The following is a 13,666-nucleotide window of genomic DNA, read 5'->3' as shown; positions in this document are numbered from 1 at the left end:
TTAAGAAAGAAGGACTCATGCGACCCCCACTTCGACGCCTAGCACTGGGCGCCCTCACCGTCTCGCTCGCGACGACCCTCGTTGCCTGCTCAAGCGCCGCCGAGGCAGAGCCAGGGGGAGCAGGGGAGACGCAAGCCCCGCAGCAGGGCGGGACGCTGGTCTTTCTCGAGTCGCAGGTGCCGACGTGCTTCTACGCGGGCGGCGGCGGGTTCTACCCGGTGGCAACGATCCTCAACCAGATCGGCGACAAGCTCACCCACCAGGATCCAGAGACCCGAGAGATCACCCCGTGGCTCGCGACCGAGTGGGACATCAACGCTGACGCAACCGAGTACGTCTTCACGCTCCGTGACGACGTCACCTTCTCCGACGGCACTCCGCTCGATGCTGAGACGGTCGCCCTGAACTTCGACCACTTCGGCGGCGGCGACGAAGCGCTCGGCCTCGCGTCGCAAGAGTTCATCAGCAACTACGCAGGCTCCGAGGTCATCGACGACCACACCGTGCGCTTCACCTTCTCCGAACCAGCTCCCGGGTTCCTGCAGGCAACCTCAGTCGTCGGTGCCGCGATCGTCGCGAAGGCCACGGCCGAACTGCCATACGAGCAGCAGTGCCAGCTCGAAAACTTCATCGGGACCGGCCCCTTCACGGTCTCGGACACTGTGCCAGAGCAGGAGTACACGCTTGCGGTTCGCGAAGACTACGATTGGGCGCCCGAGGCGTCAGCGCATCAGGGGCGGGCGTACGTCGATGCGATCCAGATCGTCGTTACCCCGGAAGACAATGTGCGTACGGGCGCGCTCACATCGGGCCAAGCGCACGCGATCCGCGGTGTCCAAGCCTACGACTTCGACGTGATCGAGACCGCCGGTGCCGAGGTCCATCTCGCGCCAACCAACGGCGTCAACCCGCAGTTCGCGCTGCGCCCAGGAAACCCGCTGCTGGCCGACATTCGCGTGCGCCAGGCGCTCCTCAAGGGCACCGATGTCGAGACCGCCATCGACTCGATTTATCAGGGACGTTTTCGCCCGGCTACCTCGTCACTGAGCCACGGCGCTACCGGCTATGTCGATCTCTCTTCTGAGCTGAAGTACGCACCCGATGAGGCCCGTCGCCTGCTCGACGAGGCTGGATGGGAAGTCGGCGCCGACGGTATTCGGACGAAGGATGGCGAGCGGCTCGAACTCACTACCTGGGTTGGCGCGGTGTTCCCGCTCAACCAACAGCTCGACGAACTCATCGCGGAGCAGTGGGAAGAGATTGGCGTGAAGCTCAACATCGAGACCCCCGACCAGGCGACCGCGACGGCGGGTCAGCGCGACCCGCTCCAGCTGCCAGTAGCGATCACGCACGTTGGACGTGTCGATCCTGACGTGCTGAAGAGCAACTTCCACAGCACCTCCGCCCGCAACGCGCTCGCGTCGACCGACGCGGAGCTTGACGCGCTGCTGGAGGAGATCGCGTCGCTGCCGACAGCTGACGAACGGCTCGACGCCGCGGCAACCGTGCAGCGGTACCTGCTGGACAATGCGTTGACGATTCCGCTGTACGAATTGCCCCAGACGTACGCAACCGCCGCGTCGGTGCACGGCCTCGGCTGGGAACCCGTAGGGCGCGTCGCGCTCTACGACACCTGGCTCACACAGTAGTTTCACGCGCCGAGGGAAGCGAGTTTCGCCCATGAAATCGATACTGCCCCGCATCGGGCAAGCCGCCGTCGTGCTGTTCGTGGCATACACGGCAACGTTCATCCTGCTGTCGGCGCTGCCTGGCGACGGCATCATGATCAAGTTCGAGAGCCCCGATGCTGGGCTGACGACCGAGCAGGTCGCCGTGCTGCGCGAGTACTATCGGGTTGATTCGCCGCTGATTGTGCAGTTTGTGCACGCGCTGCTTGGCTCGTTGCAGGGCGACTTTGGGTATTCGATCGCGAACGCGGTGCCGGTCGCCGATCGGATTGCTACGGCGCTGCCGCAGACGGTGCAACTCGCTTCCCTCGCGTTCGTATTCGCGCTACTGCTCGCCGCAGCGATTACGTTCGCCTCAACGTTCGCGCCCTTCGCCTGGCTGCGCAACGCGATTCAGGCGGTGCCGTCGATCTTCATCTCGGTACCGGCGTTCTGGCTGGGGCTGATGCTCATTCAGTTCTTCTCATTCCAGCTCGGCCTGGTGCCGATGATCGGCGCAAGCGCGACACAGGCGCTCATCCTCCCCGTAGCCACCCTCGCGATCCCCATTTCGGCTCCGCTCGCCCAGGTCTTCGGGCGAAGCCTCGATGCGGCGCAGCGTAAGCCGTTCGTGTCGGTCGTTGAAGCGAAGGGTGCGACGCAGTGGTGGATCGTCACGCGCCACACCGCGCGAAACGCGATCCTGCCGACCATCACGATCAGCGGGTTGATCTTCGGTGAACTCATCGCGGGTTCTGTCGTCGTGGAGACCGTGTTCGGGCGCAACGGCATCGGCCGCCTCGTGAACGACTCCGTCGCTGCGCAGGATCTCCCGGTGATTCAGGCCGTCGTGCTCATCTCGGCGTTCGTGTTTGTGACAGTGAACCTGATTGTTGACCTGCTGTACCCGGTGCTCGATCCGCGGCTCCGGCGGGGCCCGAAGGCCGCGAAGGTGCCGGTCACCGGTGAACTCACGGTCGCGCGGCAGCCGCACGCGCCAGCAGCGCGCGACGTCGAGCGAACCCCCGCGGATGCGCGCGGTGCCGTTCTGGGGGAGCCGCGGGAACTCGCGCTCACGGCTCCTGGGCGCAACGACTCGGACTCGGGGGCACGCGCATGACCGCTGTCGCCGCTGTCGCGAACAGCTTCACCTCGCGGCCAGTGCGCCGCAGAATCAACCTTGCCGTGGTGCTGTCGTGGGCCGTGGTCGCCCTAGTGCTTGCGTGGGCCGTCGCCCCGGCACTGTTTGCGCCGTACTCGCCATTCACCCCCGTCGTCTCAGGGCTGCAAGCGCCGAGCTTGGCGCACCCATTCGGCACCGACACCGTCGGGCGCGACCACCTATCCCGCGTGATCTACGGCGCGCGCGAGTCGCTGCTCGGAGCGACGCTTGCCGTCTCCGTTGGTGTGGTCGTCGGCGTGCTGCTCGGGGCAGTGGCGGGGAGCTTCAGCGGAATCGTTGACAGCGTCGCGATGCGGATCGTTGACGTACTGCTCGCGGTACCAGGCCTCCTGCTTGCGCTGACGGTTGTTGTGCTGCTCGGGCCTGGCACCCTGAACGCCGCGATCGCGGTTGGCATTGGTTCGATCGCCTCGTTCGCGAGGCTCGTGCGTAGCGAGGTCGTGCAGGTGCGTGGCAGCGAGTACGTTGAGGCGGCCTACAGCAGCGGCGGCACGTTCTGGAGTGTGCTGTTCACCCACATCCTGCCGAACTCGCTCCGTCCGGTGCTCGCGCTCCTCGCACTGCAATTCGGCGGCGCGATCCTCGCGCTCTCGACGCTGGGGTTTCTCGGCTACGGCGTAAGCCGCCCGACCCAGAGTGGGGCATGCTCATCGCAGACGGCCGAAACCTGCTCGGCGCCGCATGGTGGGTCGTGATGTTCCCCGGTCTCGTGCTGCTCACAGTGGTGCTGTCGGCCAATCAGATTAGTCGAGCAGCTGGAGGAAGACGATGAGCGCACTGGAAGTTCGGGATCTCGCGGTCGAGTACCAGGGGCGGCGCAGCGCAGTCCGCGCCGTTGACGGCATCAGTATGAGCATCGCCCCGGGCGAGCTCGTAGCGGTCGTTGGGGAGACCGGATCAGGCAAGACCACCGCGGCGCTCGCGGCGATCGGCCTGCTGCCGGAAACGGCGAAGCGGGTGCGCGGCAGCGTCGCCGTTGGCGGGCGCGACATTACGGGCTGGAACCGCCGCCGCCTCCGCGCGCTCCACGGCACAGAAATCGGGTTGATTCCGCAGGACCCAACGTCCTCCCTCGACCCACTCGTGACCGTCGGGAAGCAGGTGGCAGAAGCGATCCGCATTCATCGCGGGCGGCACGACCTCACGTCGGAAGTGCACGAGCTGCTCCACAGGGTCGGGCTCAGCGATCCCGAACGCATTGCGCGTTCGTACCCCCACCAGCTCTCTGGCGGCCAGCGTCAGCGAGCGCTCATCGCTGGAGCGATCGCGCTGAAGCCCGCCCTCCTCGTCGCTGACGAGTCGACGAGCGCGCTCGACGTCACGATGCAGCGGCGCGTGCTCGACCTGCTCGATGATCTGCGCAGAGAGGAAGGCACGGGGATTCTGCTCGTCACACACGACCTCGCGGTCGCCGCCGAGCGGGCAAACCACATCGTCGTACTCCAGCACGGAACGGTCCAGGACGCCGGCCCGGCGGCAACGATTCTGGGCGGCGGGACGAGCGCCTACACGAGGGAGCTTGTCGCGTCGGCCCCTGCCCTCAGGGCCCCGCAGCCGCGGACACCCATCGGGCAACGGGAGCCGGCGGGTGGCTCGGAGGCGCAGGCTGCTGGCATCCGCATCCGCGGCCTCGAAAAACGCTTCGCCGGTGCGCGCGAGGTGCTCGCGGTGCGCGGCGTGGATCTTGACGTGTTGCCGGGAACCACGCACTCAATAGTGGGGGAGTCCGGCTCGGGGAAGTCGACAATCGCGCGCATCGTCGCCGGACTCGACGACGCCTCTGCTGGGAGCGTCACGGTCGCGGGAATGGAGCCGAGCACGGTCGCCGCAGCGGCGAAGAAACGCGAGTTTCGGCGGCGTGTGCAGCTCGTCTATCAGAGCCCGTACGCATCACTCAACCCCTCACGATCCATCATCGACACCGTCTCCGAGCCGATCTTCCGTTTCGGCATCGCAGACCGCCGTGAGGCGAAGCGACGCGCGGCCTCGCTGCTCGACCGCATGCAGCTGCCGAGCACACTGCACGAACGCCGCCCTGAGGAACTCTCCGGAGGGCAGCGCCAACGAGTCGCAATTGCCCGGGCGCTCGCCCCGCAACCGGAGGTGGTGGTGCTCGACGAACCGGTCTCGGCGCTCGACGTGTCGGTGCAGGCACAGATTCTCGACCTGCTCGACGAGTTGCAGCGCGAGCGCGCCCTCACCTACCTCTTCATCTCACACGACCTCGCGGTCGTACGGCAGATATCCGACGCGGTGACGGTGCTGCAACACGGAGCCGTCGAAGAGACGGGCCCGACAGAGCGCATCTTCACAGCGCCACAGGCCGAGTACACCCGTCGCCTCCTCGAGGCGATCCCCACCGTAGACCCCACACTTCTTCATCACTGATCGGAGCCACTATGACAGACATTGCTTTCTTCACCAGGCTGCTCGACGACGCAAGCCCGGCCGAGCGGTTTCGTCTCGCGGCCGAACAAATCCGCTCCGCGGAGACGCACGGGTTCGCTCGTGCCTGGGTGGCGCAGCATCATTTCCGCAGCACCGAGGGCGGGCTGCCCTCGCCGGCGGTGTTTCTCGCGCACGTTGCCGCGAGCACCTCGCAGATTCGGCTCGGTACGGGGATCGTCACCCTCACGCTCGAAGACCCCGTTCGCCTGGCGGAGGACGCTGTGGTGCTCGACCTCCTCTCCGGCGGTCGCTTTGACCTCGGTATTGGTAGCGGAGGAACCCCGACCTCCTTCAGCCCGTTCGGGGAGCAGCTCGCAGACAAAGCCGAGTCGTTTGCGCGCAAGCTCGAACGCTTGCAGCTCGCACTCACCGGGGGAGACCTTGGCGAGGGCAACTCCCTCTATCCGGCAGCGGGGTCGCTCGCCGATCGCGTGTGGCAGGCGACGTTTAGCGTGGCTGGCGGCACCCGCGCTGGCGCTTACGGGCACGGGCTGTTGCTGAGCAGAACCCAGCCGCGAAGCGCGGAACAGCCGGATCTATCGCTCACTGAGATTCAGCAGCCCATTGTTGATGCCTACCGCGCCGCGCTGCCAGCTGCGGCGACCCACCGCATCACGGCGTCGCGCACGGTGTTCGTAGCTGACGACCGGGCCGACGCGCTTCGCTTCGCAGAGCTGGGGCTGCGTCGCGTCGCGGCACACTTCGGGATCGACGCCGCCGCACCGGTCGAGGAGCTCATCCGTCGAAGCGACTCACACGTCGGCACGCCGGAAGAAGTGGCTGAATCGCTTGCGGAAGATACCGTGTTGCGTGACGTCGATGAGGTCGCAATTCAGGTGCACTCGATTGACGCCCCGCACGAGTTCATTCTCCGCTCGCTCGAACTCTTCTCACGGCGCGTTGCGCCGCACTTTGGTTGGGGTGTTCCCGCTCAGGCGCTCAGCACAACCGTCTGAGGAGACAACGTCGGCTCTGATCAGGCGGAGCTAGCCGACGTCGTCGAGGAGCTCCGAGAGGGCGTTCGGCGTCGCGCCTGAAGCTTCGGCGAGTTCGCCGAAGCGGGCGTCGGTGGCTGCGTTCTCCGCGTCGCCGGCGTTCTTGAAGAGCGAGAGGTACTCCGCGTCACCCCCGGTTTCCTCGACCGATTGCACGCGGATGAGCCAACACGTCGCATCCGGGGTGAAACCCGCATGCACTTCCCATGCGAGCGCGAGTGCGCCGAGGCAGACGTTGTTTGCGTCGAGAATGTCGGTCGCAGTGGCGTCGTCCTTGACCACAGCCAATTCGAACAGGTCGGCCATCGAGTGAGTGGGCGAAATACTCGCTCCGTTCGACAGGAACTCGTCCGCGGCCTCGCGGTGCTCCCCGCAGAGGAACCTTGCGGCGAGCCACGTCATCGCGGGATCCTTGAGCTCCGATACGTCGGCCGCATCGTCGGCAACGGTGCAGGCGTCGAGGCCCATGCCAACGATGGTCTCTCTCACCGTCGGGTCAGCATCGTCCCACGCCTGGAGCTCGACTGACGTCCAAGACGAAGTGGGGTCGAGGCTTGTGACCATCGGGATCGCGAGGATCGCATTGTCGAAGAACTCTTGCTGCGCCTTCGCACTGTCGCGGTCGTCAGCGGAGGGAGACTCGGCAGGTGCTTCCGGGGCGGTTTCGCTCGCGGGGGAGCCCGAAACTGATCCGCATCCGGCCAACACCAAGGAAGCGACAATCGCCGCGCCTGCAGTAAGCGCTGGCCATGCCCGCCGTGATCGTGATATCGACACTGTCATTCCCCCCACACTTTGACGACCAGGGAATGGGTCGCCTCTGAATACATTGTCGCCTGCAGTGTACCGCGGCCGAGGCCAGCCCCGACAGTTCGATGGGGAGGCAGGGCTTATCGCCTCGGTACCTCGTGTTCGGCGGCGAAGTCGCATGGGGCGGGGAGCAGTTCGTCGATGAGCGCACTGATGCGCGTAGCGAGTTCGTCGCGGATCGGCCTGACATCATCGAGCCCCAACCTGCCGGGTCGTCGAGCTGCCAGTCTTCGTAGCGCTTGCCGCGGAAAACGGGGCAGATGTCGCCGCACCCCATCGTGATGACCACGTCTGATTCTTCGACCGCGTCTGCGGTGAGTATTTTTGGGGCCTCGTGCGTCATGTCGATGCCTAGTTCGTGCATTGCGGCAACCGCAACGGGGTTCACGGTGTCCGCCGGGGCCGACCCTGCGGAACGCACGTCGATCTTCCCAGCTGATAGGTGGGAAAGGAATGCTGCCGCCATCTGCGATCGGCCGGCGTTGTGGACGCAGACAAAGAGCACAGCGGGCTTCACGGTGGCGTTCAAACGGAGGCCTTTGCGGTAGTAGGGGACGGGGTGCTGGTAAAGAACTTTCGGGACCAGAGCGCGACATACACCAGGGCTATGAGCACTGGAACCTCGATAAGTGGGCCGACGACGCCGGCCAACGCCTGGCCGCTGGTGACCCCGAACGTGGCAATGGCTACGGCGATGGCGAGCTCGAAGTTGTTTCCGGCCGCGGTGAACGCGAGCGTGGTGGTTCGGGGGTAGCCCAGCTTGAGGAATCGCCCGATGAGCATGCTCGCAGCAAACACCACCACGAAGTAGATGAGCAGTGGCAGCGCGATACGAGCCACGTCAAGCGGTCGCGCGGCGATTGCGTCGCCCTGCAAAGCAAAGAGCACCACGATAGTGAACAGTAGGCCGTAGAGCGCGACGGGCCCGATCTTCGGGAGGAACGACGCTTCGTACCACGTGCGACCTTTCGCTTTCTCGCCGATGATTCGGCTGAGAAGTCCTGCAATGAGGGGGATGCCGAGGAACACCAGTACGGAGAGCGTGATTGACCACGCGGAGAACTCGGCACTGGTCGTCGGCAAACCCAGCCAGCGCGGAAGGCCCTGCAAGTAGAACCAGCCAAGGGCGCCGAAGGCGATGACCTGGAATACCGAGTTGAGTGCCACGAGCACCGCAGCAGCCTCGCTGTCCCCGCATGCAAGGTCATTCCAAACGAACACCATGGCAATGCACCGCGCGAGCCCAACGATGATGAGCCCCGTCCGGTATTCGGGGAGGTCCGCAAGGAAGACCCACGCTAGCGCGAACATGAAGGCCGGTGCCACGAGCCAATTGATGGCGAGCGAGGTAATCATGAGTTTCGTGTCGCCCAGCACAGCGGCCGTTTCGTTGTAGCGGACTTTCGCAAGCACCGGGTAGATCATGATGAGCAATCCCGCAGCTATCGGGAGCGAGACGCCTGCGATCCGCACGGTGTCAAGCGCCTGGTCGAGTCCCGGGATGAGTTTGCCGAGACCAAGTCCCAGCGCCATTGCGCTCAGGATCCAGATCGGAAGGAATCGGTCGAGCGTCGAGAGCTTCGTCGTGAGCGGTGCGGTACTCGCGGGGTCAGTGGGTAATGTCACAGCGCAGGGTCTCTCAGTGCTAAATATCGACGGACATCGATATCTTGAGTATGCTCGGAGATATCGATGCTTGTCAATGTCGCCCACGAGGTCGATGGAAAGCGAGACCTAGAACATGGCTAACCCGATGGCTACCGCGGTAGGTGAAGGGCTGGGAGCTGATCCCAGTGCAAATGGAACTGCAGGCTGCGTCCCGGCCACGGGTCTGAACCCGCTCCCCGCCCACGAGGCTGAGGAGCTCGCCGCGCGATTCAAGGCGCTCGCCGACCCAAGCAGGCTGCGAATCCTCTCCATCGTCGCTTCCAACTCCGCGGCTGAGACGTGCGTCTGCGATCTGTCAGAACCGCTGGAACTAGGGCAACCAACGGTTTCGCACCACCTGAAGGTACTCGTGGAAGCCGGGCTGCTGAGCCGCGAGAAACGCGGAGTCTGGGCGTACTACTCCCTGGTGCCTGGAGCTATGGAACGCCTCGCCGAAACTCTGACTACGCACGCAACTGAGTACTCCAGTGAGGCGAGCCCCCAGCGGTAGGCGCCACGGACCCACCACCCATCGGTCAGGTTTCCAGCGGAAGAGAGGGACTACCCAGCCTCTGGCAGCGGGAGATCCTACGTGCCGATGGAGGCGAAACCGGATCGGGTGGCGAGCTTCACTGATGAGATGTTGTCGATCTGGCAGCGATACTGTGGCTCATGCTGGGCGGCAAGCGCGCCGCGGGCAAGTGCGTAGATGACGCTACGAGCGTGCCCGTGTCCCCGGTGCTCAGGGTGGGAGACGACGCCCATGTCGGCGAGGGCAACGCCCTCTTCAAACGGGTACGAGCTTCCGGCCGCGACGAGCGTGTCGCCCGAAAAGGCCCCGAACACCATCCAATGATCGAGCTCGACAGAGGCGCCATCGAGGTCCGCTTCCGACACACCGGCTTGAAACGCTTCGAAAGCCGCGGCATCAGCCTCGGTGAGACGCCGCACGTGGCCCGGGTCCTCGGTTTCCTGGAGCCGCTGCTTGGACGCATCGTCGAGGAAGAACAGGTGGTCCGGGCCGTTGAGCGCGATGCCAGAGGCTGACAGTGCCGTTCGGAGCGCCTCCTCGTTCCCGGCATCTGCAATTCCGGGCAGGTCACGCACTTCTGGGCTCACGAGCACGTAGGTGCGGTTCGGGCGCACGAGGATCTGCACCCGCTCACCATCCTCGAGCTGCTCGTTGACAGCGAGACGGTATGTTGCGGACTCGCGGACGACGTCGCCACCCGTAAAGGGCGCGATCCACTGCTCGTAGACTTCGGGGTGCATTGTTTCCATGAGTATCAATCTTCGCGATATGTGTGCCAAACCAACAAGACCTTTCTCGCGCGCGAGGCCTCGGACGGAACAGTGGGTGGGGCGCGGTTGCGGTCTTAGCGTTGGGCTTGCTCGACATCGACCAACATCTCCAGGGTCTCTTCGTCGGGGGACAGACTGAGCGCGACTCGGATGCGGCCAAGTGCGCCGGTACTTCCGACGTGCGTGCCACCGCAGGGTGCACCGAGCTCTCGCTCGCTCAACGCACATCGCCACGTGCGCACGGCAGAGATTGCACGTTCTGGTGTGTCAACCTAGACCGGCGCATCCTCCAGCGCCCAGTCGTTGAGCGTGGTCTCGACGCGATGTTCGATCTCTTCAAGCTTCGCGCAGAGGTCCCCGGCACCAAACCCCCGTTTGCGTAGCGATTTGCCGAGTCGGTACTCGTCTCTGCTTCCGTACGGCAAGATTCGCGAGGTCGCGATCGCCAGTGATTCGAAAGGCGGGCTGCCGAGCTGGTCGAGTGGAACTTCCGTGCGCCACTGCTCGGCCAATGCTCGGTTGATTGCGAATGTTGCGAGCTCGCACGCCGTATGGCCTACCGAGAGCGCCGTGCGTCGTTGCGCGTCAACGTTGAGCGTCACGGTCGCGCCAGCTGGCGCATTCGGGTGGCCCTCAATCATGTGAGCGACAACCCAGGTCCAGCCCGGTGTATTTCGGCGAACGGGAATGTCGGCTCCGAGATACAGCCTTCCGTGGTCGTCAATCGCCCCCATGATGCAATCAATGACTTCGTGTCGGGCGCCCCCGATCGAAAGGGTCCCGAGATCCGGTGGTTGATCCGGCCCTGTGTGGCGCCAAGTTGGAAGGTCACTTCGGTCGGTGCGTTCAGGGTCATGAAGTCGAGCCTCCAAACGAATGGTTGCGTTGATGCTAGGCCGAGATGCTGCGAACAGTATCAGCGTTTCCTTGCCCGCCCGAGCCCGGGATTGCCTCGCGAGTTGATCCGCCCAGGCGCGGAACTCGACTCGCCAGCAGGGTTTCGGCATTTGCGCCAAATGTGGGCATGCGCCACTCGCTTTCACTGAAGGGCGCTGTCGACGTCAAGCGTGCCGCGCGCCTGTGAGCTGCGCGAGTTTCCCTGACGGTTCAGCACTGAGGGAGTGGGGTGGGAGCGACGGGGCGTTGAAGGCAACGAGGTTTGCCTCCGTGAACACGGCAGCCCAGCCGCGGCCTCTCGCGCTGCAGTGCTAGAGTTCGCGCTACGTGGCGGGCCCGGCCGGGTTCGGCGCGAAGCGATAGTGAAGGAGCATGATGGATGCACTCGCAACGCTCGCTGTGACGGGGGTCACCGGCGTGGTTGGCGGTCTCGTTTCGCGGGGGCTTGAACTCAAAGGTCTTTCCCATCGACTGCTCGTACGTACGCCCGCGAAGGCCCCTGAGGTCGCCGGAACCTCGATACACGCGGCGAGCTACGCAGACGGGCAAGCGGCGCGGGCGGCGCTCTCGGGCGTCGCAACACTCTTTATGGTCTCCGCTGCCGAGAGTGAGACTCGACTTGACGAACACCGGACCTTCATCGACGCCGCAGCCGCCGCGGGTGTGCGCCATGTTGTGTACACCTCGTTTGTTGGTGCGGCGCCTGATGCGACGTTCACTTTGGCTCGCGATCATTTCTTCACCGAGGAACACATTCGAGGTTCTGGCATGGGGTGGACGTTCCTCAGGGACAACTTCTATATGGACATCATGGAACACCTCGTTGGGACGGACGGCGTCATCCGCGGCCCAGCCGGTGACGGCACGTGCGCAATCGTTGCGAGGGAAGACGTCGCCAGGGTTGCCGTCGAGGTATTGGGGGATCCCGAAAAGCACTCGTCGAAGAGCTACGACATCACCGGGCCGGAAGCGCTGTCATTTGAGCAGATCGCCGCAACGCTGAGCGACGTGCGTGGCCACGCTGTCTCCTTCCATGACGAGAGTGTCGCTGAAGCCTACGACTCGCGCGGCCACTACGGGGCGCAAGCATGGGAGCTCGATGCCTGGGTGAGTACGTACACCGCGATTCGCAGTGGCGAACTTGCGCAGGTGAGTGGTGCCGTGCACGACATCACGGGGATATCAGCGGTGTCGTTCGAGCGGTTCCTGCGGGAGCATTCGGTCTAGCGGTGCACGCGTTGCGCGGGCCCAATTGGTGTCCGTGCATGTGCGCCTGCGCAGGCCGTGAGCTGGTTCAGCGGTGGCGTCGCGCCACCTAGTGCGACGCCGAGGCCCTCGAGCGTGGGTTTCGCCACATGCGGGTGGCGTCGGCGTCGATGTGTTCGTCGCGCGTCATCACCCGTGTGAAGCCGAAGCGCTCGTAGAGTCTGCGGTTGCGAGGGTTGGACGATTCGAGGTAGGCGGCCTCGTCGGCGGCGTCAATCGTGCTGAGGCGGTGTTGCAGCAGGGCGGATCCGACACCCGTTCCCCGAGCTTCCTCTGCGGCCCCTATCTGGGCGAGGTACCAGTGCGGTTCACTTGGCCTGTGGTGGTCGAGGTCGTGTTGCAGCCTGGCCGCAGCGAGCAGGCGCTGCGGTCCAAGCGCACGCAGGAAGCGGGGGAGTTCTCGAAGCTCGGCTGCGAGTGATGCCCCCACTCCGGGTGGCTGCCACATCGCCGCGCCGAGCAGGCGACCGTCTGCGTCCCGCCTCGCGATGTCGACCCGCCCTCTGCTGAGACCGCCGGCGTGCAGCATCGCGGAGAAGAGGCGGCTCAGGTCTCGGGTGGGTGAGCTTGGGGACACGAGGTGTCCGATGGTGGTGTCTCCCGTGAAGGCTTCCCCGAGGGTACGGGCTATCTCGGGGATGTCTGCTGGTGATGCTGGAGTGATGGTGAACACGGTGCTCCTCGGTGTGGCAAGGCGGTCAGGGGGTGGGGGCGCACAGCGCCGCTAGGGATTCGAGGAGTTCGGCTCGGCGAGCGTCGCTGACAGTGAGAATGCCCGTCGACTCGGCTACCCAGAGCCCGTTTGCTGCAAGCGCGGCGAGCATCAGTGGGGCGGTTGCTGGTTCGCTGCCGAAGGTAAACCACTCGGTGATCGTTCGCTGCCACGGGGCTGCGAGAGCTGGGCGTCGTACAGCTTCAGCAAACACGGTGAATTCCCCTGGCGTGACCCCGCCTGATCCGGCGAAGACTGTGAACGCTCGCACTCGGTCGGCGAGCGTGGACTGCTCGAAGGGCGTCTCGAGCTCGGCGAGGAGTTCGCGTTGCCACCGCGCTATCACGTGCTCGATGACGGCGATCATCAGGGCTTCCTTTGTCGCGAAGTGATACATCAGCCCGGCTTTGGTGAGGCCAGACTCCCTGGCGACACTGTCATAGGTGAGGTCGTGCCCACCCGGGGCGTTCACAACGCGCATCGCGGCGTCAAGGATGTCGGTTCGGGAGCTGGCTCGCATCCCGTAACTTTACCGTACGTACGGTATGGTTTCGGCTGTGAATCTGCCGCTGCTTCACGGTACTGCGGCGGCGGGGCGTCGAAACGGGTGCGTCGGGGGCGGCTCGCAGCAAGCAAGATTGCCATGACCTTTCCTATTGCCAGCAATCAGATAGCGACTTACTATGTTGCCATGCCATGGCACCTCGTGACATGGCATGCCGCTTGAGCGGGGTGCTCA

Annotated in this window: 13 protein-coding genes and 1 pseudogene; 7 read left to right on the top strand and 7 right to left on the bottom strand. The window is 64.8% G+C overall.

The genetic code is table 11. The annotated features are described in order from the left end of the window. Nucleotides 1-17: 17 nt before the first annotated feature. The 5 genes from SD72_RS02765 (at nt 18) to SD72_RS02745 (ending at nt 6,254) form a co-directional block, all read left to right on the top strand. On the top strand, nt 18-1,649 hold the full coding sequence (locus tag SD72_RS02765; protein ID WP_042542872.1) for a TIGR04028 family ABC transporter substrate-binding protein: 1,632 nt from the start codon (nt 18-20) through the stop codon (nt 1,647-1,649). A 31-nt stretch (nt 1,650-1,680) separates the two neighbouring features. Continuing rightward, the gene (locus tag SD72_RS02760; protein ID WP_084766702.1) at nt 1,681-2,787 is read left to right on the top strand and encodes an ABC transporter permease; all 1,107 of its coding nucleotides are present in this window, start codon (nt 1,681-1,683) and stop codon (nt 2,785-2,787) included. Then, entirely contained in the window at nt 2,784-3,545 is a 762-nt protein-coding gene (locus SD72_RS02755) for an ABC transporter permease (RefSeq protein WP_232299619.1), read from the top strand. Before SD72_RS02760 ends, SD72_RS02755 begins: the two co-directional genes overlap by 4 nt. A gap of 73 nt (nt 3,546-3,618) precedes the next feature. Beyond that, nucleotides 3,619-5,238, top strand: a complete 1,620-nt coding sequence (locus SD72_RS02750) for a dipeptide ABC transporter ATP-binding protein (protein WP_042542871.1) — start codon at nt 3,619-3,621, stop codon at nt 5,236-5,238. A gap of 11 nt (nt 5,239-5,249) precedes the next feature. Next, nucleotides 5,250-6,254: a putative FMN-dependent luciferase-like monooxygenase gene (locus SD72_RS02745; RefSeq protein ID WP_042542870.1), complete on the top strand. Its 1,005-nt coding sequence runs from the start codon at nt 5,250-5,252 to the stop codon at nt 6,252-6,254. Nucleotides 6,255-6,284: 30 nt separating this feature from the next. Here the strand turns inward: SD72_RS02745 and SD72_RS02740 are convergent, their stop codons facing one another. From SD72_RS02740 to arsB, 3 genes and pseudogenes are all read right to left on the bottom strand, one after another. After that, the gene (locus tag SD72_RS02740; RefSeq protein ID WP_232299618.1) at nt 6,285-7,070 is read right to left on the bottom strand and encodes a hypothetical protein; all 786 of its coding nucleotides are present in this window, start codon (nt 7,068-7,070) and stop codon (nt 6,285-6,287) included. A gap of 113 nt (nt 7,071-7,183) precedes the next feature. Further along, a pseudogene (locus SD72_RS02735) lies at nt 7,184-7,569 on the bottom strand (arsenate reductase/protein-tyrosine-phosphatase family protein). A 59-nt stretch (nt 7,570-7,628) separates the two neighbouring features. Next, nucleotides 7,629-8,729 (bottom strand): ACR3 family arsenite efflux transporter, encoded by a 1,101-nt coding sequence (gene arsB / locus SD72_RS02730; protein WP_042542869.1) that lies wholly within the window; start codon nt 8,727-8,729, stop codon nt 7,629-7,631. A 127-nt stretch (nt 8,730-8,856) separates the two neighbouring features. Here arsB and SD72_RS02725 point away from each other — a divergent pair, with 127 nt between their 5' ends. After that, nucleotides 8,857-9,261: an ArsR/SmtB family transcription factor gene (locus SD72_RS02725; protein ID WP_157000422.1), complete on the top strand. Its 405-nt coding sequence runs from the start codon at nt 8,857-8,859 to the stop codon at nt 9,259-9,261. Nucleotides 9,262-9,338: 77 nt separating this feature from the next. Here SD72_RS02725 and SD72_RS16760 read toward each other — a convergent pair whose 3' ends face one another. Both SD72_RS16760 and SD72_RS16755 read right to left on the bottom strand, forming a co-directional pair. Then, the gene (locus SD72_RS16760) at nt 9,339-10,031 is read right to left on the bottom strand and encodes a GNAT family N-acetyltransferase (protein ID WP_157000421.1); all 693 of its coding nucleotides are present in this window, start codon (nt 10,029-10,031) and stop codon (nt 9,339-9,341) included. Between the two features lie 293 nt (nt 10,032-10,324). After that, the gene (locus SD72_RS16755; protein ID WP_052492408.1) at nt 10,325-10,786 is read right to left on the bottom strand and encodes a hypothetical protein; all 462 of its coding nucleotides are present in this window, start codon (nt 10,784-10,786) and stop codon (nt 10,325-10,327) included. A 535-nt stretch (nt 10,787-11,321) separates the two neighbouring features. Between SD72_RS16755 and SD72_RS02710 the strand changes: the two genes are divergently transcribed. Beyond that, a complete protein-coding gene (locus tag SD72_RS02710) occupies nt 11,322-12,176 on the top strand; it encodes an NmrA family NAD(P)-binding protein (RefSeq protein WP_157000420.1) in 855 nt (284 codons plus the stop codon). Between the two features lie 88 nt (nt 12,177-12,264). On the opposite strand, the gene SD72_RS02705 is transcribed toward SD72_RS02710, so the two are convergent. Next, the gene (locus SD72_RS02705) at nt 12,265-12,888 is read right to left on the bottom strand and encodes a GNAT family N-acetyltransferase (RefSeq protein WP_042542867.1); all 624 of its coding nucleotides are present in this window, start codon (nt 12,886-12,888) and stop codon (nt 12,265-12,267) included. Between the two features lie 25 nt (nt 12,889-12,913). Beyond that, nucleotides 12,914-13,447, bottom strand: coding sequence for a TetR/AcrR family transcriptional regulator (locus tag SD72_RS02700; protein ID WP_052492407.1), 534 nt, complete (start codon nt 13,445-13,447; stop codon nt 12,914-12,916). Nucleotides 13,448-13,666: the final 219 nt, after the last annotated feature.

The organism is Leucobacter komagatae, from assembly GCF_000834055.1.
Taxonomy (GTDB): domain Bacteria; phylum Actinomycetota; class Actinomycetes; order Actinomycetales; family Microbacteriaceae; genus Leucobacter; species Leucobacter komagatae_A.
The sequence above is the reverse complement of the archived record's forward strand: the minus strand, read 5'-3'. Positions and strand labels throughout refer to the sequence as shown.

Coding starts and splice junctions, on each gene's coding strand:
- SD72_RS02710 (WP_157000420.1), top strand. CDS start 11,322: ATGATGGATGCACTCGCAACGCTCGCTGTGACGGGGGTCACCGGCGTG.
- SD72_RS02700 (WP_052492407.1), bottom strand. CDS start 13,447: ATGCGAGCCAGCTCCCGAACCGACATCCTTGACGCCGCGATGCGCGTT.
- SD72_RS02765 (WP_042542872.1), top strand. CDS start 18: ATGCGACCCCCACTTCGACGCCTAGCACTGGGCGCCCTCACCGTCTCG.
- SD72_RS02750 (WP_042542871.1), top strand. CDS start 3,619: ATGAGCGCACTGGAAGTTCGGGATCTCGCGGTCGAGTACCAGGGGCGG.
- SD72_RS02760 (WP_084766702.1), top strand. CDS start 1,681: ATGAAATCGATACTGCCCCGCATCGGGCAAGCCGCCGTCGTGCTGTTC.
- SD72_RS02725 (WP_157000422.1), top strand. CDS start 8,857: ATGGCTACCGCGGTAGGTGAAGGGCTGGGAGCTGATCCCAGTGCAAAT.
- SD72_RS02745 (WP_042542870.1), top strand. CDS start 5,250: ATGACAGACATTGCTTTCTTCACCAGGCTGCTCGACGACGCAAGCCCG.
- SD72_RS16755 (WP_052492408.1), bottom strand. CDS start 10,786: ATGGGGGCGATTGACGACCACGGAAGGCTGTATCTCGGAGCCGACATT.
- SD72_RS02755 (WP_232299619.1), top strand. CDS start 2,784: ATGACCGCTGTCGCCGCTGTCGCGAACAGCTTCACCTCGCGGCCAGTG.
- SD72_RS16760 (WP_157000421.1), bottom strand. CDS start 10,031: ATGGAAACAATGCACCCCGAAGTCTACGAGCAGTGGATCGCGCCCTTT.